Origin of the sequence: Lysinibacillus xylanilyticus (assembly GCF_001183605.1) — a bacterium.
Classification (GTDB): domain Bacteria; phylum Bacillota; class Bacilli; order Bacillales_A; family Planococcaceae; genus Lysinibacillus; species Lysinibacillus xylanilyticus.
In genome coordinates this window covers 2,236,587-2,261,714 of record NZ_LFXJ01000005.1, presented here as the reverse complement: position 1 = coordinate 2,261,714, position 25,128 = coordinate 2,236,587, and the positions used below count along the sequence as shown (strand labels likewise).

Below are 25,128 nucleotides of genomic sequence, written 5' to 3'. Positions count from 1 at the left end.
TAAATATATATTATAATATAATTATTTATATAAAAAGTAAACTATAATATACCGAAAGCGGAGGTTCCTATGAAAGAACAAGAGGATATGCAAACAAAAGAAGTAATTCTGCAAGTTGGTCAATTGTTACGACAAATACGCAATGAACAAAAATTAAGTTTAGAAGAGTTAGCAAAAAAAACGGGTGTTAGTAAATTAACGTTAGGGAAAATCGAAAGAGGAGAAACGAATCCTACATTAGGCGTCATTTGGAAGATTACAAAAGGATTATCTATTCCGTTGTCACGGCTTATGGTTATAGAAGATATAGTAAATGTTGCACGCTGCGGAGAAGGATTTATTATAGAAGAAAATCAAATGTGGCGATTAGAAACTATATTTCGGTACAAAAAAGAAACAGGATTGGAAATGCATCGTGCTTGTTTGCAACCAAATAGCAAATATGAAGCAGAACCTCATCATGAAGGAGCTATCGAATATGTCACAGTAATGAAAGGGACAATTTCGATTCAGGTTGGACAAGAAATATATACATTAAACGAATTTGATTCTATTCAATTTGAAGCAAATAGAAAGCATAGCTATGAAAACACCGGAAATGAAGTTGCAGTTCTCCATTTAACAATGAAATATTTATCTTGAAATAAGAAATTACTCTAGTAGTTTTATCTTTGGATGCTATATGGGGGGCTTGAGCTGGAAGCGGCCTTGTCGAGCCAAAAGTGGACAAAATCAACAATAAGAAAAATCCCGAATAATGTCCGTTATTCGGGATTTTGTTTTTCTAACTTTTTGCTATTAATTTATCCAAAGCTGTATTTATCATGATAATGTGAATTTTTTTAGCTCTACAGTCAACGTATTTGTCATTTCTTGAAGTTCTGAAACCTTTTCACTAATTTTTTCGAATGATCCTAACTGTGCTTGAGTAGAAGCGGATATTTCTTCTGTTCCTGCTGCGGTTTCTTCCGTAATAGCTGAAATGTTTTCAATGGCGCTGTTCATTTGCTTGCTCATTTCGCTTGTTTGCTCCATATCCTTCGTAAGGAGCTGTAACTGATCATTAATATCTAATACATGAGTTGCAATCGCCTCAAATGACTTTTCTGTATCGGTCATCGATTGTAATTGTTCATTTGAAAGCTGATGTCCATGCTCTGCCGTAGAGAGAATGAGCGTAATGCCATCTTGTATATGTGTCACCATCGAAGAGATTAAAGAAGTTGCTTTTTCTGTTTCATGAGATAGTTTTTTGACTTCCTCTGCTACAATTGCGAATCCTTTTCCGGCTTCTCCAGCACGTGCCGCTTCGATTGCAGCATTTAATGCTAATAGATTTGTTTGATCAGCAATAGCGTGGACTGCATTAGCTGCACCTTCAATTTCTGTTGTGAATTGAGAGAATTGAGTAACAGCCTCTTTGATGTTAACCGAAGTGGATGAAATATCCTTCGCGATAGAGGATTGTTTCTCTAGTGAGTTACGACCATTTTGAACTGCAGTAAGTGCTTTGCTACCGTTCACTGCTGATTGTTCACTTGTCTCCTGAACAGTAGTAAATTGATCTGCCATCGTATTCATAAGGATAGCAGCTGACTGGATATCTTCTGAAATAGTTAGGCTTCCCTTTGCCAATTCATCTGTTGATGTAGCAATTTGTTTATTGCCCTCGTTAACGGTATCGATATAGCTTGTGACATCTTTTGTAAATAGACCAACATTTTCGCCTACATGATCAATTGATTGTACGGTGCTTTTTAAGCTAACAATCATTTTTGAAAAGTTCTCCGTCAGTTGATCAACTTCATTTCGACTGCCTTCCTTATAGGGGAGGGAAGAGGTGTCAATTGTCAAATTCCCTGCAGCTACCAATTGTGCACAATCCACGATTCGGTTAATCGGTTTAGTAATTCTTTTCGTTGCGACATACGAAAAAATGATAGTAGCAATAAGTAGAAGGATACTTCCTATTATTGTTGTTGTGGTAATAAATGAAATTTTTTGTGTTGCCAAATCATTCGTTTCTTTATACCATTCATTTGTTTCCTTTTTCAGTAGATACATATCGTTCAAAATACCGGATATTCTGATTGCTTGTTTTTTTATTTCAGGACGATTGTGAGCAAGAAATCCTGCTTCTGAAGATTTTGCTAATGCATCGTATTTACCCTCGATTTTTTTGATGATTGCCTTATGCTCAGATATTTTTGCAATAGTTGAGAGTTTTTCTAAATTTACTTTCGTTTCTTTTAAAATAGAAAGAGCTTCATTTTTATTGGCCTCACTATCTAAAAAAGTGTAGTTGTTTAGTGATTGGCTCGCTACAACTAAACTTTGTTCAAGTTCTTTCACTGCCAGTAATAGTTCTGTATCATCTTGTGCAGTTGTTTGTATATCGAATGTTTGAACGATAATAAAACCAATCATAGCCATTGCGAGTCCAATGGGAATAAGTATGTTCAAAAATAGCTTTTTTCGTAGCGTCACTGGCTGTTCCCCTTTTCTGCAGAAACTTTTATTTTACCCGAGACAATATCTTCTTTTGCTTTTTCAAGAGCAGCCTGTTGTTCAGGTGTAAGTTTAATAACACGTATATCCGCAAGGCCTACTCCATTATCAGCTAAACCGAATGAAAATGATTTTTCGGAAATTTTCCCTTCCTCATCTAATGTTTTAGCCATTTTAAAAACAGCTTGGTCAACATTTTTTAACATCGATGTCACGACAGTTTTTTCTGCAATGTAAAATTGATCAATATCAACTCCGGCCGCATATATGCCCATTTCTTCTGCTTTCTTTATGGCACCAAAGCCTGTGAAGCCCGCTGCATGATAAATAAAATCTACTTTGTTCTTTATGTAACGTTCTGCGATCGCGGCACCTGCTTCGGTATCATCAAATGAGCCAGAATATTCACTAATAATTTCGATATTTGGATTATAATATTTAGCTCCCTCAATAAAGCCGTTTTCAAAGTGATGGATAACCGGAACATCTGCACCACCAATAAATCCTATTTTTCCAGTTTTACTCGTCATTGCAGCAACCATTCCAAGTAAAAAGCTACCTTCTTGCTCTTTAAAGGTTATGGAAGTGATGTTTGCAACATCTGATTGCCCGTCAATAAGGACGAATTGTTGATCAGGATATTTCTTCGCAGTCTTTTCCAATGCCTCCTGTACAGAGAAGCCTAGACCAATAATGATGTTATACTTTTCTGCGACAAGTTCCTCTAGCTTCTCTTCGTAATTACCATCAGGCGCCTCTTTATAATCAAACAAAATACCTAGCTCATCTCGTGCTTTCTCAAGCCCTTTAAAAGCTGAGTCATTAAATGATTCATCACCAAGCCCTGCATCCGAAAGTAAGATACCAATTTTATAGTCATCTTGCGCTTTTTCCGGCTGAGTAATTGAACAGCCTGCTAATAACAAAGCTATTAAGCAAAAGCCAATCATTAATTTTTTCAATATGAGTACCTCCAGTTGTATGTATTATTTATATCGGCAAAAAGTTATTCTACGTCAGAGGTCAGACGATGATATTTTGTTTTACCATTAAATACTATCAGATTTTTTACAATTTACTACAGGAAAATGGGTTTATATCATTCTCGATATTTTCTGATCACTGAGTATTTAGTTTGTTTTGTAATGGATTTTCTCTATTTAGATAGTGAAAAAGGTAGGGAGATATTGTGAAATACTTATATGTTTTGAAAAATAACCCTTTTTCTTCGGGCAATTAAAAAAGCCTCGCAAACATTCAAGTAGTTTACGAGACCCACTGTTCGATTGTAATGAATTAAACTGCACCAAATAATTTTAATAAATTTATTATGATGATCCCTACAATGCCGAAGTCTGAATCGCCAAATGTAGTTCCTTCATAGCCGATATCACCCATAAAGATAAGTAGAATTGCGGGGATAAAGCTAATAATTAATCCGTTGGCAAATGCTCCTACCATAGCACCGGTTCTACCGCCAGTTGCATTACCGAATACTCCTGCAGCCGCACCCGTGAAGAAATGTGGTACAAGCCCAGGTACAATCACTTTTAGCCCTATGAGGGGAAGTATAAACATGGACACTAAACCTGCTACAAAGCTAAACAGGAAGCCGATAATAACTGCATTTGGTGCGAATGGGAAAATTGTAGGGCAGTCTAATGCAGGCTTTGTGTTTGGCACGAGTTTATCTGCAATACCTTTAAAGGCAGGAATAATTTCGGCAATCAGCATTCGCACTCCAGCTAAAATGATATAGACACCAGCGGCAAAGGTAATAGCTTGAATAATGGCAAAGACGATAAAATTCGAACCGCCGGATAGCTGTGTCTCAATATAGGATGGACCTGCGAATAGGGCAACGATAATAAAAAATAGACTCATAGTTAAGGATACGGCTACAGATGTATCTCTTAAAAAGCCAAGAGATTTTGGAACTTTTATGTCTTCCGTTGATTTGGCTTTATTTCCAAAGAGCTTTCCAATTTTAGCAGATACATAATAACCAACACTGCCAAAATGACCGATAGCAAAATCATCACTACCTGTTATTTGACGAACAGTTGGTTGTAAAATGGCAGGGAATACGACCATACAAATACCTAGTATAATAGAGCCAACGATGATAAGAGGTGTGCCACTCATACCGCCGACTGAAAGTGATGCTGCGATTAAACACGCCATAAATAATGTATGATGACCAGTTAAAAATATATATTTTAAGGGCGTAAATCGCGCAAATAAAATGTTCATGATCATACCGAAAACCATAATCATGGCTGTAGATGTTCCAAAACTAGTTTGAGCGGCTGCTACAATCGCTTCATTATTTGGGATAACCCCTTGGACATTAAATGCATGATCAAACATATTACTAAAGTGATTTAAAGAACCAATTAAAACAGTTGCACCTGCACCAAGAATAACAAAGCCCATAACCGTTTTTAACGTACCAGAAAGAACTGTTGAAGCTGACTTTTTTTGGATTAATAAACCGACAAAAGCGAATAGGCCGACTAATATAGCTGGTGTTCCTAAAATGTCATTCATAATAACATCTAACATATTAACACCTCATCCTATCCAATTTTTAATGAAGTTCATCCTTATAGCAGTGGTTTAAGCTTTGATTTAATTTCTGAAATACTCATCATATTAACAATACTAACGATATGACCTCTTTCTTCACCTAATTGATTGACAATATCTTCAGCACCAATATAAATATCCGCTTTCTCGGCCTTGGCAGATGCTAAATCTGTATGAGTTACTTCAGCAACTTTTCCAAGTTCAGTTAACGCTTTTTTTACATTCAATTCCATGATAAAGCTACTGCCTAAGCCATTCCCGCACACTACTAAAATCTTCATCAAGATTACTCCTTTGCCACAATTTGTTGAATTTCTTTAATAATATCGTCTTTATGCTGGCAGGCGATGATGCTGTCTATTTGATTTGGTTCTTGCAAAATCTCTGTTAAGTCAACCAAGGCCTGCAGATGAGACGCGTTGTCAGTCGCAGCTAAGACAATAATTAAGAAAACAGGCTTTTCTGGTCCAAACAAAACAGGTTTTTGTAAGCTTAATAGGCTCATGGATAACTCGTTAACTCCTTCTGTGTGCCGTGCATGTGGAATCGCTACTTTGGGTGTTATGACTACATAAGGTCCGTGTTTTTCAATGGACTGAATCATTGACTCAATATAGCGTTCTTCGATTTTATTGTGCTTTAATAGTGGATTTGCAGCTAAATGAATAGCCTCCTGCCAAGTATTTACAAAATTTGCGAGTTGTATAGTATCTTTTGTCAGTAACTCAGTTAGCAAGTACAACCCTCCTTTCATAGGAATAAACATATCCCATTTCATGTTATTATTGCTTGCTATGAAATTATGTCATATGAGGATATATTTTTAATTGTTTTGCTAAATCGTAAATTGAATTTTTTACAAATGTATCCATTCTGCTATCTAGGCGAGATTTAGGATAAACAAGTTGAATCTTTCTATTAAGTGTCACATCGTGTAAGTCCTTCTTGATTAAAATTCCTGATTTTAACTCATCTTCGATTAGGGCAACTGACAAAAAGGCAATTGTTTTTCCGAAAGTAAGCATCTTCTTAATAGTACTAACGGAATCTAACTCGATCGTATAAATGGAGGGGTGAAATGGGTCCATCCATTTTTCTATAAAATGATTTGTTGAACTTGAAGATGTATGCAATAATACTTTGTTTTTTAGGACATCTGCTTTTGTGATGTCCTTTTTTGTTGCAAGTTCATGGGTAGGGCTTAATGCTAAAACAAGTGAATCTTCGCCGATTGTTTCGTAATTAAGAGACGAATTTTCTTGTTTTGTTTCCATAATTAGCCCGAAATCTAATTCTTGAAGAGCTACCTTTTGTTCAATTTCGGGTGCTGTTTTTACTTCAAGAGATATTCGAATGTCAGGGTAAGCTGTTGAAACGAGATGAATAATATCCGGCATAAAGATATGTGCAGGTAGCCCGCTTGCTCCCAGCCTAATGGAGCCGGTATTGCCCGCTAAAAGATTTTCGACAAAGCGGTTCATATCTTTTTGTAGTTGTACAATTTGGCGAGCGTAATGATAGAGTCCTTCTCCCGCTTCTGTTAAACGGTATCCACCTGCATTTGTCCGAAATAAACGGATGCCATATTCCTCTTCAATTGAGCGAATATGAAAGGATACTGTTGGTGCTGTAAGACCAAGCTCTTTGGCTACAGGAGCTAATTTTTTAAATTCTACAAGTAGGCAAAATGCCTGTAATTTCACATTATTCATTTTATCCTCCTAAAGTAAATTAGAAAAAATCTTGTATTTGCTTTAGTTTATTAGATTTTTTTTAACGAGTTATTAATATTAGATTAATATTTTCTAAATATCTGGAATTTATAGTTGTAATTAACAAGGAGGATATTATGAAAATCTCATTAACGAATATAGAGAAAAAATATGAACAGGCTCAAGCGCTATTGCCTATCAATATTGAGTTGGATAGCAAATTCATTACAATCTTAGGACAATCAGGCTGTGGTAAGACAACATTATTAAAAATATTAGCAGGTCTTGAACAACCGACAAATGGAGAAATCCGTTTTGATGAAACAATTATTTATTCGTCCAAACTCCGTAAAAATGTAAAACCAAACAAGCGAAATTTGGCAATGGTTTTTCAGGATTTTGCATTATGGCCACATATGACTATTTTCCAAAACATTGCTTTTGGATTGAAGGGAATTGTTCCAAAGTCAGATATTCCGACACGAGTAGAGCACGTTATGCGATTGGTGAAAATGGAGGGATTTGAAAAACGAAAGCCTGGTGAGTTATCTGGAGGACAGCAGCAAAGAGTAGCGCTTGCGAGGGCACTTGCGACAAATCCAAAGCTTATTTTGTTTGATGAACCTTTATCGGCTCTCGACGCAGTACTAAGAGAAAAAATGCAAGATGAAATCATGCATATTATTCATGAGCTAGATTGTCAGGCAATTTTTGTCACACATGATCAAACAGAGGCTATGGCAATGTCAGATCAAATTATCGTGATGGAGGCAGGAAGAATTGCACAAGTAGGAACCCCAGAAGAAATATATCACGCTCCAGCAACATCGTATGTAGCAGATTTTATAGGCAAGGTGAACTGGTTTGATAAAGGTAATTATATTGTGCGACCAGAAGGAGTTTCCAGATTACCACGCCCAGGTACAATTGCAAAACAAGCGATGATTGTAAAAAGTACCTTTGTTGGTGATCGGTATTTAGTGCAAGCACAGGTAGAAGGTAAGCACTGGAGCTTTTACGAGGCAGAGCCTATAGAGCACGGAAAGCAGCTTGAAGTTTTTATTGATGAAAAACGAATATATCAATTGGAGGGTTTACATTGAAAAAACGAAGTTTAGGACTATTTGCTACAGCTGGAATTCTTTTAACATTTGCATTAGCGGGCTGTGGAAATAAAACAGTAGAGAGTGATAAAGAATCAAGTGCAAAGCCGAAAGAAGAACAAACTTTAACGGTATATTCTGCTGGTCCAGATGGTTTAGCGGCGAATATTCAACAAGCTTTTGAAGAGAAAACAGGAATAAAAGTAGAGATGTTCCAAGGGACAACAGGCAAAATATTATCGCGTTTAGAAGCTGAGAAAAACAACCCTGTAGCAGACGTTGTCGTACTAGCTTCTATCGCTTCAATGGATGGCTTAAAGGAAACAGATCAGCTTCAAAGCTATAAAGAAGCTGCAAATGCAAAGAAAATCAATAGCGATTGGTCTGATGCAAAAGGTTATTACTATGGTTACAGTGCCTCAGCTTTAGGAATTGCTTATAATACAAAAAATACACAACAAGCTCCGGCAGAATGGACAGATTTAGCAAAAGCTGAATGGCAAAATAAAATTAATATTCCAGACCCTAGCTTGTCAGGTTCTGCTGTAGATTTCCTATACGGATATACAGAAGCTGAAAAAATGGCTTGGGCTACGATGGAGAAGTGGAAGGAAAACGGTCTACAGGTAAATGGCGCCAATAAGGAAGCTTTAGATGCTGTTATAACAGGTGACAAAAATGCCACAATTTCAGGGGTAGATTACATGGCCTATAAAGCAAAAGCTGATGGTGAGCCAGTAGAAATTGTTTATCCAAAAAGCGGAACAGTTGTCAGTCCACGAGCTGTTGGTATTTTGAAGGATGCAAAAAACGTAGATAGTGCAAAAGCGTACGTTGACTTTTTACTGTCAGATGAAGGGCAAAAGCTTGTGGCAAATGCCTACTTACTACCAGGGAACAAAGATATACCTGTTAAGGACCGTGCAGCCTTAGATGAAATTCCACAGTTAAACGTGAATTGGAAAGGTGCAGAAGCGAAGCAGCTTGAAGTATTAACTAAATTCAATGGAATTTTTCGTTAAGTAGATGTGGGAGGTTTTTTAGCCTCCTTTAAGTTTTTCTAGGGAAGGATTGAATCATTAATGATTATGGAAGGCAGACGAACTTTTGGATTATTACTGACACTTGTCGTTACGTTTGCTATTGCACCGTTAATTGCCATTGTGTTTTATACATTTATGAGAGATGGGCAATTAGATGTTTCACAGATTAATAGAATGTTTGCCAACGAGAGAGTATGGCAAACTCTTGGAAACTCTATATTATTAGGAGTTTTAGTTATTATAGGGACAACAATTATAGCATTTACCATGGCCTTAATAAGAACGAAAACAAGCTTGTATAAATATAATTGGCTAGATATTGTTCTAACGATTCCATTTATGACACCACCATATATTGGCTCAATGGGATGGATATTGTTTATGCAAAACAATGGATTTCTCCAACAGCTATTTCCAAGTGCAGATTGGATGACTGAAGCGTTCTTCTCCTTATCTGGAATGGTTATGATTATGAGCCTGCATCTTTTTCCTTTTTTATATTTAATGCTAAAAAATACGCTATTAAGAATCAATGGCTCCTTTCTTGATGCTGCACTAATTTTCGGAAGAAATCCTTTGAGAAATTGGACGAAAGTAGTATTGCCTTTATTGTTTTCTAGCTACGTTCTAGGGAGTTTGCTAATTTTCATCAAAACGTTAGCGGAATTTGGAACACCTGCAACATTTGGTAGTCGAATTGGTTTTCAAGTATTTACGACTGAAATTCATTCTTACCTATCGAGATGGCCTGTAGATATTAGTATGGCGACATCGCTGTCATTATTTTTATTGTCGGCTTGTCTCGTTATCTGGTATTTTCAAAATCTTATTGGACGCAAATATACATATAGCGTACTTTCTGGAAAAACATCAGCTATTCGTGGGATTAAAGATAAGTGGTATATCAAGCTCGGTTCATGGCTTTTTGTGGGGATCATCATTTTGCTATCAATCGGTATTCCTTACTTCTCGATTATCATGACATCTTTGCAAAAAGTAAGGGGAGATGGTTTACAAGCAGGCAATTTTAGCTTTGCATCCTACCAGGCAGTGTTTACAAGTGGAAGTGCTGGATTGTCAGCATTTTTAAATAGTGTTGTTTTCTCCATAATCACAGCTGTCGTTACAGCGATTATTGGTTTGTTCATTGCCTTATACATTAAAAAAGGAGAAACGAAAAAGCAGCAAGTATTAGATTTCTTTAGTTTAATGCCTAATATTATTCCTGGAATTGTTTTTGTAGTTGGGTTAATTATGTTTTGGAATGCACCGTGGCTACCGGCGACCATTTATAATACGAAAGCAATGGTTGTGGTCACGTATTGTGTACTTTTTTTACCGTATTCTGTGCAATATATAAAGTCCTCTTTATCACAATTAGATTCTTCGATATTCCAATCAGCAGCTATTTTTGGGAGAAGTAGTTGGGCTGTTTATCGACAGATCATCATTCCATTATTAATGCAGGGAATCCTTGCTGGGATGACGATGACGTTTATTATCTCAATGCGTGAGCTTGTCGCTGGATTACTTATTTTACCCCCTTCAGTAGAGACTGGAGCAACATTTATTTACAGTCAATTTGAGCAAGGAAATGTCGGGGAAGGAATGGCTTTAGCAGTAATAACAGTCATCATGACCGTTATTTTCATGTTGCTGTTTGCCTGGTTACAAAAAAAGGGAGGGCATGCGGATGCTTAATGTAGAGATTTTAGGTGGGGTCGGTGAGTATGGCCGTAACTGCTTTTTCATTGAAAATAATGGACATGCTATTTTACTCGATTGCGGAGTGATGAACAATCGACAGAAGACTCCTCCGAATTTAACACGAGCTCATGTAGCGAAGGTTGATGCAGTGTTTATTTCCCATTCACATACAGATCATGTAGGTGCTCTTCCTTTACTTGAGACATTGGGATACACAGGGCCGATAATTATGAGTAAAATGACTGCGCAGCAATTAAAACAGCCATGCAAACATACAAGAACCTTTAAACCAGAATCTATTGGAAAGTGGTTAGTTGTTAGTAACTGTCTAGCATTTCAATGGGGCTACAGTGGACATCTAATAGGGAGCGTTTGGTATAAAATTCGTTTTTTTGAGGAGGTGATATTTTACTCTGGCGATTATGTGGTGGATTCCTTTTTGTTGAAAGCAGAGCTGCCGATAGAGGACGGGACTGTATATGATGTAGCCATTATTGATAGCGGTCATGTTGAGAAGCGCATCAATAATTTAGAAGTATTACAGCAAATGACAGAATATATTCATGCAAATCCGGGCTGCCCAATTATTTTCCCATCTTCTTTTTCAGGAAAAACAGCAGATATTGCTACCTATCTCTTTCAGCATACGACAAGGGCGGTACGTGTAGATCATGATTTGTTGTCTTTATTTGATAATTATGATAAAGCACCTGAAAATTTATTGGCTACCAAAACATTGTTGCAACAGTTTAAACTAGAATGTTTGCCAAAGGAAACAGAAAGTGAAAACGTCATTTATTTTATGCCTGAGCGTGATGAAGCGAAATTAGTGGAGCTACTTAATAATAAATCTACAGCTATAGTCATCTTTACAGGATATTGGAATAAAGGCGAATATAAAATGCGATTCTCCAAAAATCAATACAAGGATTTTTTTTACAAAACGCATCCAGATTATCATGATATTATCGCACTATCTCAGAAAATACATGCACATAAAACAATCTATTTTCACAGTTCATTAACGAATAGCGAAACAACTTTCTTGCAATTACTAAAGGAGGAGATCATATGAAGAAATGTTTAGTAAATTTTTGTTTAATTGGCATTGTACTTGTTAGCATTATTGGCTTTAGTTCCACACAAGCGAAAGCAGCAATCGAGCCAGGGAATGAAATTAAATTCAATATTAAATCTGAGCTTTTCAGTGAATCGGATATTTTAAAAGTTTTCCAAGCTACAAAAAAAGATGAGGTAAAGGTATATTTCTTTGATACTCCAAATAAAGATTTCTTAAAAGAGGATTATATCCATCGTTTGCGTGTCTATGAAGGGAGCAATAAAATGGATATTACCTATAAAAAGAGATTTTTAAATACACCTCTAGATGAAGCAATCGCTATTACAGAAAGTCATGGCTTCACTGGCGCAGAGTCTAACTATAAATTTGAAATGGATATAAAGGGTGACAATCGTACATTTACCATAAGTCGTAAAGAATCATTAAAGACTACATCTAAAGTTTCCTATGATGATGTGGATACGAATGCGGCCAAAAAATTAATTTTAGAAAATGTTCCGAAGAAAATTTTAAATTGGGATTCTGAAGCATGGTATAAAAATACATTATCTCAAGCGGTAGTTTATGGTCCTGCAAAGGCAACGACATATATAGGAAGCTTTGCGGGCTATGAGGCAGATATTGAGATTTGGCAATATCAAGGAGAGATTATGGTAGAGCTATCAACAAAAGAGGAAGATGCATTAAAGGCCGCTGTTATAGAAAAAGAATGGCATGATCGATTAGAAACGGCAGGTTATTTAAGTGATGATCAACGTGGCAAAACGGCATTTGTAATGGATAAGTAATATAAATTAATTCGCGACACTTCTGGAAATGGTGAGCAAGCTATGGTGCTTGTCACTCGTTTAAAGAAGTAGAGCGAATTTTTCTTTTTGGTGTGAAGTAGAATAGAAGGTAAATAAAACAAAGAAAAAATTGTTCTAACTTTTACATTTTAGCTTACACTTACTATAGGACGAACTTAGTGTTGAACAAGGGAGGAAATGACATAGCGAAAAAAATGGGAATTGTCGCGCTACTTATATTCGGTGTTTATGTGCTGTGTATGTATTGGTATATCTTCCACAGCGGTGGTGGTACAATACCACGAGCGATGCAGGGGACGGCTGCAGATCCAGTGATGTTTATGTCTGAAAAAGAACTATACTTAAGTGGTGAATATTCTAAAATACGGAACTTCCTATTCTTTGTTGCTACACCTTTGGAATGGTTAATCTATTTCATGATATTAATTATGGGCGTATCACGTTACTTCGAAAAAGTAGCTACATCACAAACAAAATGGAAACTGTTACAAAATGCAAGTTACTTATTCTTATTATCACTTTTACTATATGTTGTACTATTTCCACTCAATTATTATCGTTACAATTTAAGCAAAACCTATGGAATTAGTACACAAGGGTTTTCATCATGGATGCGAGATGGCATTATTGATTTTTGGGTCAACTTTGGCATGAGTTTTATTATCGTGACTGTCCTTTATTGGCTCATCAAAAAAAGTGCCAAAAGATGGTGGCTATATGCATGGTTTCTAACGATTCCATTTACAATATTTGTTATGTTTATTCAACCTGTAGTCATTGATCCTTTATATAATGATTTTTATCCGCTAAAAAATAAAGAGCTAGAGGCGAAAATTTTGTCAATTGCTTCACAGGCGAATATACCAGCAGAGCACGTATATGAAGTCAATATGGCAGAAAAAACAAATGCCTTAAATGCCTATGTAACGGGTATTGGCAGCAATTCGAGAATTGTACTATGGGATACAACCTTAAATCGTTTAACAGATAATGAAATATTATTTATCATGGCACATGAAATGGGACACTATGTTGAGAAGCATATTTATTTTGGCATTGCTGGGTATCTTCTGTTGACATTGATAGGCTTATGGCTGACGGCGAAATGTTTGAGATGGTTCATTGGACGTTACGGAAAGGAATTAAAAATTAAAAAAATCGGTGATATAGGCTCTTATCCATTGTTCTTACTCCTAACATCTGTTTTATTATTTGCATCGAGCCCTCTGTCGAATTATGTTTCGAGGTATCAGGAAAATAGAGCTGATCAATATGCGATTTCACTAACGGGAGATCGAGAGTCCGCTATTACTGCATTCCAGAAGCTAACGATATCTGGTTTGAGTGAGGTAAATCCACAGTTACTCGTAAAGTGGTTCCGCTATACACATCCGCCAATGCTTGAACGTATTTATAAGGTAGCGGAGAAAGCTGAAGAGAATAAAGAGGAGCCATTAAAAGAAGTGCCGATAAAAGAGGAGCAGAAAAAAGAATATCAGAAGAAATAAATGCCGTTGTTTTCACAGCAATAGTGCCATATTCGGGTTTTTTGAACGAATAAGTTGGGTATTCTAAGTGAAAGAAGTATAAAACTCTTTCGTTAATGATAGGGGAATTGTTATGCGAAATATTGTCGTTATTACACTTTCATCAATATTAGTCGCCCTTGCCTACAATCTTTTGTTAATTCCACATGAGATTTTAAGTGGCGGATTAAGCGGGATTGCTATCATGCTTGGTATTATTACACCCTTGAATACAGGGGTTTTAAATTTACTATTGAATTTGCCTTTGCTTATATTAGGGGTCTTGAAGCTAGGGAAGCGATTTATTGGCTATACTATTCTTTCTGTAGTCGTCTTGTCGGTAAGCTTGTATATTATTCCGATTTATAAAGCTACACAAGATCCAATTCTTGCCTCATTATTTGGTGGTGTTATTGTGGGCTTAGGGTTGGGCATGATTTTTCGTGCGGCAGGTTCTTCTGGTGGTTTTGATATTATAGCGATGCTGCTAAGTCGCAAACGAGATTTTCCACTGGGTACATTAATCTCTGCGTTGAATGGTATCGTTGTAGCTATCTCCGGATTCGTTTTTAGCTGGGATGCGGCATTACTGACGCTCGTATCAATTTATGCTACAGGGAAGGTTGTCGACACTATTCATACGAGTCATATTAAATTGACAATGATGATTATTACGAGCAAGGGCGAGGAAGTAAAACAGCAGTTACTGGAAAAGCTTCATAGAGGTGTAACTATTATGGATGCAAAGGGTGCTTATTCAGGCGAAGGGCGAAAAGTTTTAATTACCGTCATTACACGCTATCAGCTTGCCGATGTTAAAGCAATGATCAAGGAAGCGGATGCCAAAGCATTTGTCAATATATTACAAACTACCGAAGTCATCGGCGTGTTTGATAGAGGCGTAAAGTAATGGATGTCTTGTAATAACGAATTATGCTGACGCTCTGCTTTCTCATGGTTCCTAAGAGGCTCAGTAGACGATTTAAAATAATTAAATATTTCTTCTGCACACGTTATTGATTACAATTATAATAATCGAACGTGTGTTTTTTTTATTTTGATATGAAAAGGGGTTAAATAATGAACAAAGAAACAATTCATGCAAATTGCCTAAAGCTTCGTGGAACAACGTATGATTTCAAAGAAGAATGGCAAGCAGATCGCTATCATATTGGTGGTAAAATGTATGGGATGATGGGCGGAGACGCTACTGGAAGACCGGTACTTACATTAAAATGTGAGCCTAATCGAGCCGAAGAGTTGAGAGAAGCTTATGAAGGTATTATTCCAGGTTACTATATGAATAAAACACATTGGAATTCAATCTATATGGATGCAGATGACGTGCCATTTGATTTAGTTGAAAATTTAATCAAACATTCCTATGAGTTAGTTTTTGGAAAGCTAACAAAAAAAGCTCAGCAGGAAATTCATTTAATGGAAGAAATGAAGTAAGAGTACCAGTAGATGAATACTAGTGCGCAATGTAAAGCCTCGCGCAAAGAAGTGGGAGTAAATTCGGGGAAGAAATGCTAAGGTCAGCCAAAGAACTGATCAGGTGCAAGGGGAAAGTGCTCGGGTCAGCTAAAGAACTGATCAGGTGTAAGAGGAAAGTGCTCAGGTAAGCGAAAGAACTGATCAGGTGCAAGGGGAAAGTGCTCGGGTCAGCTAAAGAACTGATCAGGTGCAAGGGGAAAGTGCTCGGGTCAGCGAAAGAACTGATCGGGTATAAGAAGAAAGTGCTCGGGTAAGCGAAAGAACTGATCAGGTGTAAGAGGAAAGTGCTCGGGTAAGCGAAAGAACTGATCAGGTGTAAGAGGAAAGTGCTCGGGTAAGCGAAAGAACTGATCAGGTGTAAGAGGAAAGTGCTCGGGTAAGCGAAAGAACTGATCAGGTGTAAGAGGAAAGTGCTCGGGTAAGCGAAAGAACTGATCAGGTGTAAGAGGAAAGTGCTCGGGTAAGCGAAAGAACTGATCAGGTGTAAGAGGAAAGTGCTCGGGTAAGCGAAAGAACTGATCAGGTGTAAGAGGAAAGTGCTCAGGTAAGCGAAAGAACTGATCAGGTGCAAGGGGAAAGTGCTCGGGTCAGCTAAAGAACTGATCAGGTGCAAGGGGAAAGTGCTCGGGTCAGCGAAAGAACTGATCGGGTATAAGAAGAAAGTGCTCGGGTAAGCGAAAGAACTGATCAGGTGTAAGAGGAAAGTGCTCAGGTAAGCGAAAGAACTGAGCAGGTGCAAGAAGAAAGTGCGCAGGTAAGCGAAAGAACTGAGCAGGTGCAAGAAGAAAGTGCGCAGGTAAGCGAAAGAACTGAGCAGGTGCAAGAAGAAAGTGCGCAGGTAAGCGAAAGAACTGAGCAGGTGCAAGAAGAAAGTGCGCAGGTAAGCGAAAGAACTGAGCAGGTGCAAGAAGAAAGTGCGCAGGTAAGCGAAAGAACTGAGCAGGTGCAAGGGGAAAGTGCGCGGGTCGAAAGAACTGATCAGGTACAAGGGGAAAGTGCTCGGGTCCAACTGGTATTTGCACCTACGAAAAAGAATATCCGGAAGCGGTGAATCCCCACGCGAAACAATTTGAAATAAAAAAAGAATCTGCAAGTTTCTCTAACTTAATCTCGGAGAAAACAGATTCTTTTTTTATGTTACCTAGTTATATCCACGTTCACCAAATGGCTGAAGCTTGTCGAGCCATTTTTGTTCCAGCTTTTCTAGCTCTTTTTTTGCATCGAAATAGCCTTCTTCTTTTTTCTTCAAATATTCCACAACTTCAATATCGAAGGCATCCTTGCCGAGTGTGTTGTAATCGGCTTGTAGCTCTTTATTAGTATGTGTATTTGTTTTTAACATAAATTGAAAGCCGTTTAAGCGTTTTAAATTATTGAAGCTGCCAACAAACGTTTTACCATTTTGATTATTGGTCATTGTAAAAACACCAGCTTCGATTTTTATTTCTTTATACATTTCTTTTAATTCTTTTTTATGGTCCATTGGAAACCCTGCTTTCTTATTTTTTTATCCAGTAAGCACTGCCATCCTCTTGTCGATCCATGAAGCCGTATTCGATTAAATAGCGACGTATTTGCACATAGTCCTCATATATCGGTTGAATCATTTCGTTTAATTCTTTTTCGGAATACTGTTTTGTTTCATCGAAAAGCTTTGTGATTGCACGGAGTATCACAATTTTATGTTTTTCACGTTTTGGGAAGCGGACAAGTTCTTTACCAATACCGTCTGGAAAGTACTTTTCAAGTAATTGCTGCTCTTCAGAAATCGTAATATTATAGCGATCGTCGACCATCGTAGCTGTTTTGTGAATGGGTACAAAGCTATCTTCCTTTTGGTCCTGTTCTTTTAGTAGCTCCATCATCGCAAGAAAAGTTTTCGCTTGTCGTTCCTTTTCTTTAAGGGTAAAGCGATGGTGACGTATCGTTGTTGCACTGCCAATTTCCAGCTCTTCTTTTATGTCTTGATCGGTTTTTCCTTCATAAAATAAGCGTAAAATATGACTTTGATGATCAGTTAGTCCTGTCATTTTTTTATTAAGGCCATTTAAATAATGAAATACAGATCGATGTGCAGCAGTAATATGATGTTGCATAAATTTTTCTGCCTCGTAGAGAACGCCTTCATATGGATAAATAATACCCTTTTCTATCTTTTCCCCGCAAAGCAAACAAGTGAAATGTGTTGTTTCATCATTGTAGCCTTTTTTTATGTCATGGATCGAAGCCTGCCAAAACAATTCATTTACATCCATTAAGTGCCCTCCTGAAAAACAAACGATTAATTATTCTGTTTGCTTATTTATTATTAAAATAACAAAATGTTTAATTAAAATCAATAAAAAACACACCATTTTATAAACGATGTGCGAAAATGTTTATTTATTTTTCTTTTTAAAAATAATAATAGATAAGATTGCTAGCACAATAATTGTGACAACAATAATGATAATGCTTGTTGAGGTACTTAGTATATTTCCATGAAGGTCATAGACTATACCATACATTTTTTTGTATTCTTCTACCTGCGAAGCGGGCGCACCTTCGAAAACCTTTGAAATTGAGCTCTCCATAAAGGCATTGCGTAATAGTAAGGTTGTATGACTGATAGGGAAATACATAATAACATTTTGAGCGAAGCTTGGGAGTGCACCAACGGGTACATAAACACCACATAAGAAACCGAGTGCTGTACCGACGATTGTACTGAGAGTTGAAAATGAATGTTGGCTGTTTGCAAGTAACACAAGGAAGAGATTAAAAACACTGGCAAGTAACACTGATAAAAATAGTAATCCTACTACTTTTAAGAAATCCCCGAAGCTTAGTAGCTCACCGCCTGTTGATAGGATAAAAATTTCACAGCCAATGAGGGCGATAAAGGAAAAGATACAGCCAATGAAAAAGGCATTTATTACATAGCTAAATTGAATGGTTGTTCGCGAGATAGGAGCTGTTAGAAAATCAGCCTGCGCTTTTGATTCAAGATCCCTTACAACAATGCCATACGCAGCGAGTGTAGTAGAAACAGCGGTCATAGAAAGTAAACCTGCGACAATCCATTCATTGACCATCGTTACCAACGCTGGAGTAGCCTTTGTCACTTCTTCAATGGCATTTACTTGCATTTTTTGAAGAAATACTGCGTAAAGAACAATGACAATAATGACAGAAAGTAGCGAGTAGAAGACTTGTGTTTTATCACGTCTAAAAACCTTGTTATTTCGTTGTACTAAGCTAAATAATGCTTCCATTAAGCTACGCCTCCCTCGGCCATAATATGAAGAAAGACATCATCCATCGTACCTTTGATTACTTCAAACGAAGCAATAAGTGGTTCTGCATTTTTTAATAGCGTTAAAGCATGAAGTGTCGATTCGACTTGGATGGAGAAAATACCTAGCTTTTCAGTATAGGAGATGGCATTATCTTCGAGCCACTGTATCCCTTCAGAACTATTATGAAAAACAAGTGCCATTGAATCATAGGCGTATTTTGTTTTAAGTTCATCAGGTGTCCCTTCAGCAACAATTTCTCCTTCCTTTAAGACGATGACTTGATGAGCGACTGCCGCTTCTTCCATATAATGAGTTGTTAAAAAAACAGTCATGTTTGTTTCTAGTTGAAGCTGTTTAATTGCTTGCCAAACAAATTGACGCGTTTGTGGATCAAGCCCAGTTGTTGGTTCATCTAAAAACAATATTTTCGGTCGATGGATAAGGGCTCGAGCGATATCAGCACGTCTTTTTTGACCACCTGATAACGTTCCATATTTGCGCTTTTCTATATCAGCTAAATGCAAGTATGTTGAAACGAATTGATAATTATCGGTCAATTGTTTTTTCGATAAGCCATATGTTTTACCACGGTGAAGTATATTTTCCTGCACCGTTAATCGTTCATCTAGTAAACTTTGCTGGAATACGACACCAATGGATTTTCGAACTTCCGCATTGTCGTTGCTTGCATCAAGTGTATAACCATTAATGTTTACAGTACCGCTTGATTTTTTTAATAATGTACAGAGTATTTCAATAGTCGTTGACTTTCCTGCACCATTCGCACCTAAAAAGGCGAAGAGGGAGCCTTGTTCAACTGTAAATGAAATACCTTTTACGGCTTGTTGATTGCCATATTGCTTACATAGATTCCCAACTTGTATAGCAAAGGTCATATTGTTTATTCCTTTCTTTTTTGAATTTCTTGATTGATTTTTGCAATATCACTTTTTTGAAGTACATAAAGGATGCACCAAACTATTAAGTAAATAATAGCTTCACTTATAAGAACATACTTAACACCGGAATATTCAAACCAACGCCCAAAATAACCTGCAATCATGACACATAGCGTAACTGCAATTACATGTAGAATAAACTGAGAAGTAAAAGGTAAACGTTCAATATCATAGATGATAGACAGTAGACCTATTACAACTCCAAGTATGGCGGCGATGATAATTTGTTCAAGTAATTCCGCCCCTGACATCACAGCGTTATTAGATATAACACTTAATGTTACTAAGACGTAGGAAGAGCTTAGTGATATGAGTAGACCGATAATCATCATACTTATAATTTTTTTCATATTATGAGTCCCTCCCAATACCTAAGTGGTGTTTTAATTCTTTTAAATATTTGCGGCTAACATGGACGGACACATCGTTTTCTAATATCAGTTCTGTTGTACCGATTTTACCCATTTGAATAGAGGCAATTTTATTAATGTTAACGAGTGTCGATTTACTGACTCGGGCAAAGTCTTTCGCTAATTGTGCTTCCAGCTCATACAATTTACGCTTCGTTTCGAATTCCTGTTCCTCCGTCTGCAAAAATACTTTTGCACCCTCTGCGTAAATAGAATAAATATCTGAAATTTTTAGCATATGAATTTCTTGTTGAAAGTAGCCATCTAGCATCGTTGTTTGTGAAGCTTGTAGCTGCTTCATCAATCGTTCAATTTGCTCGGTGTATTCCTTCGCATGTATATGAATCTCGGTTTCTTCTAGCTCACTATTGATCGTTAAGTGAATTTTCATTGGAGGCCTCCTTTACATATCTCCACTATGGAGAAACACTGAATCAGATAATAATAATGTAGCATAGAAAATTTTAGATTGAAGAAAATCTTGGATAAGAGGTTAAACTTTGTAGATAACAGGTTCAATTTTAACGATATAAGACCCTTTAAAAAAAGTGATGAAGTAGAAAAATAGGCAAGTTCACGGCATAATAGAATGATACAGTCACGAGGGGTTGCTTCAATGTTTATTTTTGACAAGCACATGTTTATTACATTATGTATTGGTTTAACAGGTGCGATTTTATTTAATGTATTACATATTCCAATGCCGTGGTTACTTGGAGCTATAACTGCAGTGCTAATTATTCAGTTATCGACGAAAGTACAATTGAAATGGCATAAATATTTCCGTAATTTAGGGTTAATTGTTGCGGGGTATTCCATTGGTTTTGCGTTTACACCAGAAGCGGTGCAGGATATTAAACAATTTTTAGGGAGTATGATTGTTTTAAACGTATTATTTATTGTATTGTTTTTTGGCGTTAGTTATTTAGTAGCAAAACGAGCGGATTTAGATTTTGCGACCGCGTTAACATGCTGTGTGCCTGGTGGCATGTCACAGGTCGTTGCTTTTGCCGAGGAGCAAGGGGATATGGATATGGTCGTAATTACGTTTTTCCAAATATTAAGGGTTCTTTTAATTGTCGGCTTTGTCCCATTAATGGTGTCAGGCTCTGGGGGAACTGGTTCAGCTGTCAACGGAGCATATACATGGGTCCTAATAGCTTTACTTGCTGTGAGTGGAGTAGCGGGTTGGTTGGCACAAAAGGCGAAAATTCCGACAGGTTATATGCTTGGTCCAGTGTTTTTATTGATGGGCATAAATATTGCAGGGATTGATGTACCAAAATTGCCGTTGTCACTACTTCATATTGCTCAGCTAATGCTTGGAATTTACATCGGCCTTTTATTGAAAAAAGAAGATTTACATTTATCGAAGAAGCATGTGTTTTACGCATTTGTATCGGCGGGTATCTTTATTGGCGCAGCTTATGGTTTAACATTTATTATGAAGAGTTTATACAGCCTTGATTTTAAAACAGGCTTTTTAAGTATTGTACCAGGTGGACTTGATCAAATGGGGATTATCGCCGCTTCCGTGCATGCAAATGTCACGATCGTCACAGCATTTCAGCTATTCCGAGTGCTGGTAGTATCTGTTTTCCTCGTACCGTTTGTTAAAATGTTTGTGAAAAAGGTGAAAACGTAGAGAGATAGGGGAATATCCTCAGATTTAGCATTAGAATAATTATAAAAAATCGAGTCAGATATATAAGTGCGAGATATTGTACATAAGTCTTTGTACAAAACCTCGCACTTTTTCAGTCTTATAACTACTCATTTTAACTTCTTTCAGCAAATGTTTTATGTAGCGAAAGCAAAGCGACAGGTACAACTGTTTTATGTGGCGAAAGCAGAGCGACAGCTACAAATGTTTTATGTAGCGAGAGTTGATTTTTCATAAAAAACACATTTGAAATAATTGTCTTAATGCCTCTGAAAATTTTTTCTTTTCCAATTTATCGGAATTATGGTATTATAAAGTTAACTATTATGAACGGAGGTGAAAAGGAATGAATAAAAACGCTACGAAAACATGTGTAAAAGTGGATACAGCTATGTATTTTGCACGTGTGATTACTTTCGATTTTGCGAACAACGGGATAGGTCTGTCCATTTTTAAGCAAAATCAAATATCAAACGTAGCGAATTAACCATTCTTTTTCACAACCTAATGAGGAAAAGACTGCTTGTTAATCGAGCAGTCTTTTTTGTGTCTATAGATGTTTTTCGCACGTTTCATTGGAGGAAAAAACGATGCAAATTAAGGCTGAGCAAATACAAAAAATTATTGGTGGAAATGTTTTATTTGAAGGACTTCAATTAGAAGTGAATACAGGGGAGCATGTTGCCATTGTTGGCGTGAATGGCAGTGGAAAAACGACTTTATTACAGTTACTAGCTGGTTCGGATACACCGGATAAGGGACGAATCATAAAAAGTAAGGAAGCGACAATTGGTTATTTACATCAAATTCCACAATATCCTATGTTCTCAGTGAAGGAAGTGCTGGAGGAAGCATTTGCGGAAATTTATGCATTAAAGGCAAAAATGACAAAGCTTGAGCAAGAAATGCAGTTAGCTGTAACAGATAAGGTACTGCAGCAATATGGTCATGTGCAAGAACAGTTTATGTTGCAGGGTGGTTATGAAATTGATGCGCAATTAGCGATGATTGCAAATGGTCTAGGTATTACACCATTGCTTGAGCAGCCTTTTAGTAGCTTAAGTGGTGGGGAGAAAACGAAGGTGATGCTTGGGCAAATCCTGTTAAGTAATCCTTCTATTTTGCTATTAGATGAACCGACGAACCATTTAGATATGCAGGCAATTGAATGGCTAGAAAATTATGTCCGAAACTTTGCAGGAATTGTTATTGTAGTATCACATGATCGCCATTTTATGAATCAAATGGCTCAAAAAATAATTGAAATTGAAGATGGAGAGGCAATTACGTATATCGGCAATTACGATGCATTTGTAGCACAAAAGGAAGCAAAGGTTGAACAGCAATTTGCACAATACGAAGAACAGCAAAAGAAAATTAGAAAAATGCAGGAAACAATAAAGCGCTTAAAGCAATGGGCAAATGAAGCGAATCCGCCAAATGCTGGCATGCATCGTCGTGCTAAAAGTATGGAAAAAGCACTAGCCCGTATAGAGCGTGTGAAGAAGCCTTCAACGAAAAAGAAAATGAATTTAGCTTTAACAATGGCTGAGCGTAGTGGTAAAGAGGTTGTGCAAATGAAGGGCATTAGCCATGCATTTGAGAAACCATTATTTAAGGAAAGTAATTTAGCGGTTTACTTCGAAGAACGACTGGCAATTGTTGGTGGCAATGGGAGTGGGAAATCAACGTTATTAAAAATGATGTTAGGTGAAATAGTACCGAATGAAGGTGTTTGTCATGTCGGCAGCAGTGTTAAAATTGGCTACTTATCGCAACAGTTTGAGCATAAGAATCCTGCCATTCGTTTAATAGATGCCTTCCGTGAGAGCGTCTCTGTGTCAGAGGCTGAAGCACGTCATATTCTAGCTCAGTTTTTATTTTATGGCTACGACGTTTTTAAAAAAGTGAAGGATTTAAGTGGCGGTGAAAAAATGCGCTTACGTCTAGCTCAGTTAATGTATGAGGATATTAATTTATTGATGCTGGATGAGCCGACCAATCATTTAGACATTGAAGCGAGAGAGGTATTGGAGGATACACTGGAATCCTTTGAAGGGACTATTATTGGTGTTTCGCACGACCGTTATTTTTTACAAAAGATTTTTACTAAAGTTGCATGGATTGAGCATGAAACGATTCAAGTATTTGAAGGCGATTATGAATGGGCAAGACAAAAACGCTTAGAAGTAGCAAAAGAACCAGTAATAAAAGAAGTACTTGAAAAGTCCTATGCTGCTAAAAAAGAGATATCAATTGAAGAACAAATTGGAAAGCTCGAAATGAAATTACAAGAGCTCACACTTGCCAAAGAGCAACGTCAAAAGCTTGAACAGCAGCTAGAAGATTTATATGAAAGATGGATTGAAGGAGGAACAGAAAATGCAAAAAATTGAGCACATCATGCAGTTAGATATTGATTATATTAAAAGTTTTAGTGAGATGGAGACATGTCACGAAGGAGTATTATTTTATAATAAGGAAATGCCAACATATTATGACGCTAATCATGCACACATTTGGAAGAAGATTACCGAGCCAGATATGTTTTTAAAGAAAATCAAAAATTTCTATCAGTCAAAATCTCTGATTCCAAGATTGTATTTATACAACGTGGAGGAAAATCAGTCATGTATAGAAGTGTTAGAGAATCATGGCTTTCAATATGAAAGTTTTAATGATGATGTACAGTGTTGGAACGGTGAATACTTACAATTACCACATAATCCAGCAATACAAATTGAACGTGTAACAGATGCCAATATGGAGGAAGCATTAGCTGTAGAAATGAGTATTTCTACATTTGGGGAGCCTGCATTAATCAAAAAAGCCTTTGAGGAAACTTATCATTCTCCGCATTTTACGTACTATTTATTAAGATTGGATGGCACAGCTTGCTGTACCGCCAATATTTTCGTCTCAGGAAATCAAGGGAGAGTCGAGAGTGTAGCAACACTTGAAAGCCATCGGGGTAGAGGTTTGATTGGATATATTCTGCAGCATATTCAGCAAGAGTCGATAAAGCAGGGGTTAGAATATCTCTGGATTTTACCTATCAATGAACAGGTTGCAAAGGTCTATGATAAGGCAAATTTCAAATCAGTAGGTAAAATAAAATCAATTCATGCCTTTACTGAGGGAAAAAGCATTAAGCAAATACGACAAGATTCTTAATTAGGATGTAAGATAAAAAATTCGCTATACTCCTGTAGGACGGCATTCCAAGGTGGATTCTCCTACAGG

The 25,128-nt window shown here is 37.0% G+C and carries 26 protein-coding genes; 14 read left to right on the top strand and 12 right to left on the bottom strand.

Annotation, left to right across the window (positions count from 1 at the left end; translation table 11 throughout):
• Positions 1-69: 69 nt before the first annotated feature.
• On the top strand, positions 70-642 hold the full coding sequence (locus ACZ11_RS13795; RefSeq protein WP_049666977.1) for a helix-turn-helix domain-containing protein: 573 nt from the start codon (positions 70-72) through the stop codon (positions 640-642).
• A gap of 180 nt (positions 643-822) precedes the next feature.
• On the opposite strand, the gene ACZ11_RS13790 is transcribed toward ACZ11_RS13795, so the two are convergent.
• From ACZ11_RS13790 to ACZ11_RS13765, 6 genes are all read right to left on the bottom strand, one after another.
• Entirely contained in the window at positions 823-2,487 is a 1,665-nt protein-coding gene (locus tag ACZ11_RS13790) for a methyl-accepting chemotaxis protein (RefSeq protein WP_049666976.1), read from the bottom strand.
• Positions 2,484-3,470: a BMP family lipoprotein gene (locus ACZ11_RS13785; protein ID WP_049666975.1), complete on the bottom strand. Its 987-nt coding sequence runs from the start codon at positions 3,468-3,470 to the stop codon at positions 2,484-2,486. The genes ACZ11_RS13790 and ACZ11_RS13785 overlap by 4 nt, the downstream gene beginning before the upstream one ends.
• Before the next feature lie 334 nt (positions 3,471-3,804).
• Complete coding sequence (locus ACZ11_RS13780) at positions 3,805-5,073, bottom strand: PTS ascorbate transporter subunit IIC (protein WP_049666974.1); 1,269 nt, start codon at positions 5,071-5,073, stop codon at positions 3,805-3,807.
• Positions 5,074-5,114: 41 nt separating this feature from the next.
• A complete protein-coding gene (locus ACZ11_RS13775; RefSeq protein WP_049666973.1) occupies positions 5,115-5,378 on the bottom strand; it encodes a PTS sugar transporter subunit IIB in 264 nt (87 codons plus the stop codon).
• Between the two features lie 5 nt (positions 5,379-5,383).
• Complete coding sequence (locus ACZ11_RS13770) at positions 5,384-5,833, bottom strand: PTS sugar transporter subunit IIA (RefSeq protein ID WP_049666972.1); 450 nt, start codon at positions 5,831-5,833, stop codon at positions 5,384-5,386.
• A 64-nt stretch (positions 5,834-5,897) separates the two neighbouring features.
• Positions 5,898-6,809: a LysR family transcriptional regulator gene (locus ACZ11_RS13765; protein ID WP_049666971.1), complete on the bottom strand. Its 912-nt coding sequence runs from the start codon at positions 6,807-6,809 to the stop codon at positions 5,898-5,900.
• A 137-nt stretch (positions 6,810-6,946) separates the two neighbouring features.
• Here ACZ11_RS13765 and ACZ11_RS27610 point away from each other — a divergent pair, with 137 nt between their 5' ends.
• From ACZ11_RS27610 to ACZ11_RS13720, 9 genes are all read left to right on the top strand, one after another.
• The gene (locus ACZ11_RS27610) at positions 6,947-7,912 is read left to right on the top strand and encodes an ABC transporter ATP-binding protein (RefSeq protein ID WP_049666970.1); all 966 of its coding nucleotides are present in this window, start codon (positions 6,947-6,949) and stop codon (positions 7,910-7,912) included.
• Positions 7,909-8,934, top strand: coding sequence for an ABC transporter substrate-binding protein (locus tag ACZ11_RS13755; protein WP_049666968.1), 1,026 nt, complete (start codon positions 7,909-7,911; stop codon positions 8,932-8,934). Before ACZ11_RS27610 ends, ACZ11_RS13755 begins: the two co-directional genes overlap by 4 nt.
• Before the next feature lie 60 nt (positions 8,935-8,994).
• The gene (locus tag ACZ11_RS13750) at positions 8,995-10,656 is read left to right on the top strand and encodes an ABC transporter permease (RefSeq protein WP_049666966.1); all 1,662 of its coding nucleotides are present in this window, start codon (positions 8,995-8,997) and stop codon (positions 10,654-10,656) included.
• On the top strand, positions 10,649-11,737 hold the full coding sequence (locus ACZ11_RS13745) for an MBL fold metallo-hydrolase (protein ID WP_049666964.1): 1,089 nt from the start codon (positions 10,649-10,651) through the stop codon (positions 11,735-11,737). Before ACZ11_RS13750 ends, ACZ11_RS13745 begins: the two co-directional genes overlap by 8 nt.
• Positions 11,734-12,531, top strand: a complete 798-nt coding sequence (locus ACZ11_RS13740) for a hypothetical protein (RefSeq protein ID WP_134008541.1) — start codon at positions 11,734-11,736, stop codon at positions 12,529-12,531. The genes ACZ11_RS13745 and ACZ11_RS13740 overlap by 4 nt, the downstream gene beginning before the upstream one ends.
• Before the next feature lie 203 nt (positions 12,532-12,734).
• Positions 12,735-14,060 (top strand): M48 family metallopeptidase, encoded by a 1,326-nt coding sequence (locus ACZ11_RS13735; RefSeq protein ID WP_049667197.1) that lies wholly within the window; start codon positions 12,735-12,737, stop codon positions 14,058-14,060.
• A gap of 112 nt (positions 14,061-14,172) precedes the next feature.
• On the top strand, positions 14,173-14,988 hold the full coding sequence (locus ACZ11_RS13730; RefSeq protein ID WP_049666959.1) for a YitT family protein: 816 nt from the start codon (positions 14,173-14,175) through the stop codon (positions 14,986-14,988).
• A 170-nt stretch (positions 14,989-15,158) separates the two neighbouring features.
• Positions 15,159-15,533, top strand: a complete 375-nt coding sequence (locus ACZ11_RS13725) for an MmcQ/YjbR family DNA-binding protein (protein ID WP_049666956.1) — start codon at positions 15,159-15,161, stop codon at positions 15,531-15,533.
• A 775-nt stretch (positions 15,534-16,308) separates the two neighbouring features.
• Complete coding sequence (locus tag ACZ11_RS13720; protein ID WP_049666955.1) at positions 16,309-16,626, top strand: hypothetical protein; 318 nt, start codon at positions 16,309-16,311, stop codon at positions 16,624-16,626.
• A gap of 90 nt (positions 16,627-16,716) precedes the next feature.
• Here the strand turns inward: ACZ11_RS13720 and ACZ11_RS13715 are convergent, their stop codons facing one another.
• The 6 genes from ACZ11_RS13715 to ACZ11_RS13690 all read right to left on the bottom strand — a co-directional run bounded on the left by ACZ11_RS13715 (position 16,717) and on the right by ACZ11_RS13690 (position 20,613).
• On the bottom strand, positions 16,717-17,058 hold the full coding sequence (locus ACZ11_RS13715; protein ID WP_049666953.1) for a GIY-YIG nuclease family protein: 342 nt from the start codon (positions 17,056-17,058) through the stop codon (positions 16,717-16,719).
• A gap of 16 nt (positions 17,059-17,074) precedes the next feature.
• On the bottom strand, positions 17,075-17,830 hold the full coding sequence (locus ACZ11_RS13710; RefSeq protein WP_049666951.1) for a DUF2087 domain-containing protein: 756 nt from the start codon (positions 17,828-17,830) through the stop codon (positions 17,075-17,077).
• Between the two features lie 123 nt (positions 17,831-17,953).
• Positions 17,954-18,829, bottom strand: coding sequence for an ABC transporter permease (locus ACZ11_RS13705; protein WP_049666950.1), 876 nt, complete (start codon positions 18,827-18,829; stop codon positions 17,954-17,956).
• Complete coding sequence (locus tag ACZ11_RS13700) at positions 18,829-19,749, bottom strand: ABC transporter ATP-binding protein (protein ID WP_049666948.1); 921 nt, start codon at positions 19,747-19,749, stop codon at positions 18,829-18,831. The genes ACZ11_RS13705 and ACZ11_RS13700 overlap by 1 nt, the downstream gene beginning before the upstream one ends.
• Before the next feature lie 5 nt (positions 19,750-19,754).
• On the bottom strand, positions 19,755-20,162 hold the full coding sequence (locus tag ACZ11_RS13695) for a DUF3021 domain-containing protein (RefSeq protein WP_049666946.1): 408 nt from the start codon (positions 20,160-20,162) through the stop codon (positions 19,755-19,757).
• Between the two features lies 1 nt (position 20,163).
• Entirely contained in the window at positions 20,164-20,613 is a 450-nt protein-coding gene (locus ACZ11_RS13690) for a LytTR family DNA-binding domain-containing protein (RefSeq protein WP_049666943.1), read from the bottom strand.
• 225 nt (positions 20,614-20,838) lie between these two features.
• On the opposite strand from ACZ11_RS13690, the gene ACZ11_RS13685 reads away from it, so the two are divergent.
• The 4 genes from ACZ11_RS13685 (at position 20,839) to ACZ11_RS13675 (ending at position 25,059) form a co-directional block, all read left to right on the top strand.
• Complete coding sequence (locus ACZ11_RS13685; protein WP_049666941.1) at positions 20,839-21,867, top strand: AbrB family transcriptional regulator; 1,029 nt, start codon at positions 20,839-20,841, stop codon at positions 21,865-21,867.
• Between the two features lie 364 nt (positions 21,868-22,231).
• Positions 22,232-22,372, top strand: a complete 141-nt coding sequence (locus tag ACZ11_RS26635) for an RAxF-45 family protein (RefSeq protein WP_166672191.1) — start codon at positions 22,232-22,234, stop codon at positions 22,370-22,372.
• A gap of 103 nt (positions 22,373-22,475) precedes the next feature.
• Entirely contained in the window at positions 22,476-24,281 is a 1,806-nt protein-coding gene (gene abc-f / locus ACZ11_RS13680; RefSeq protein WP_049666935.1) for a ribosomal protection-like ABC-F family protein, read from the top strand.
• A complete protein-coding gene (locus ACZ11_RS13675; protein WP_049666933.1) occupies positions 24,268-25,059 on the top strand; it encodes a GNAT family N-acetyltransferase in 792 nt (263 codons plus the stop codon). The genes abc-f and ACZ11_RS13675 overlap by 14 nt, the downstream gene beginning before the upstream one ends.
• Positions 25,060-25,128 lie beyond the last annotated feature (69 nt).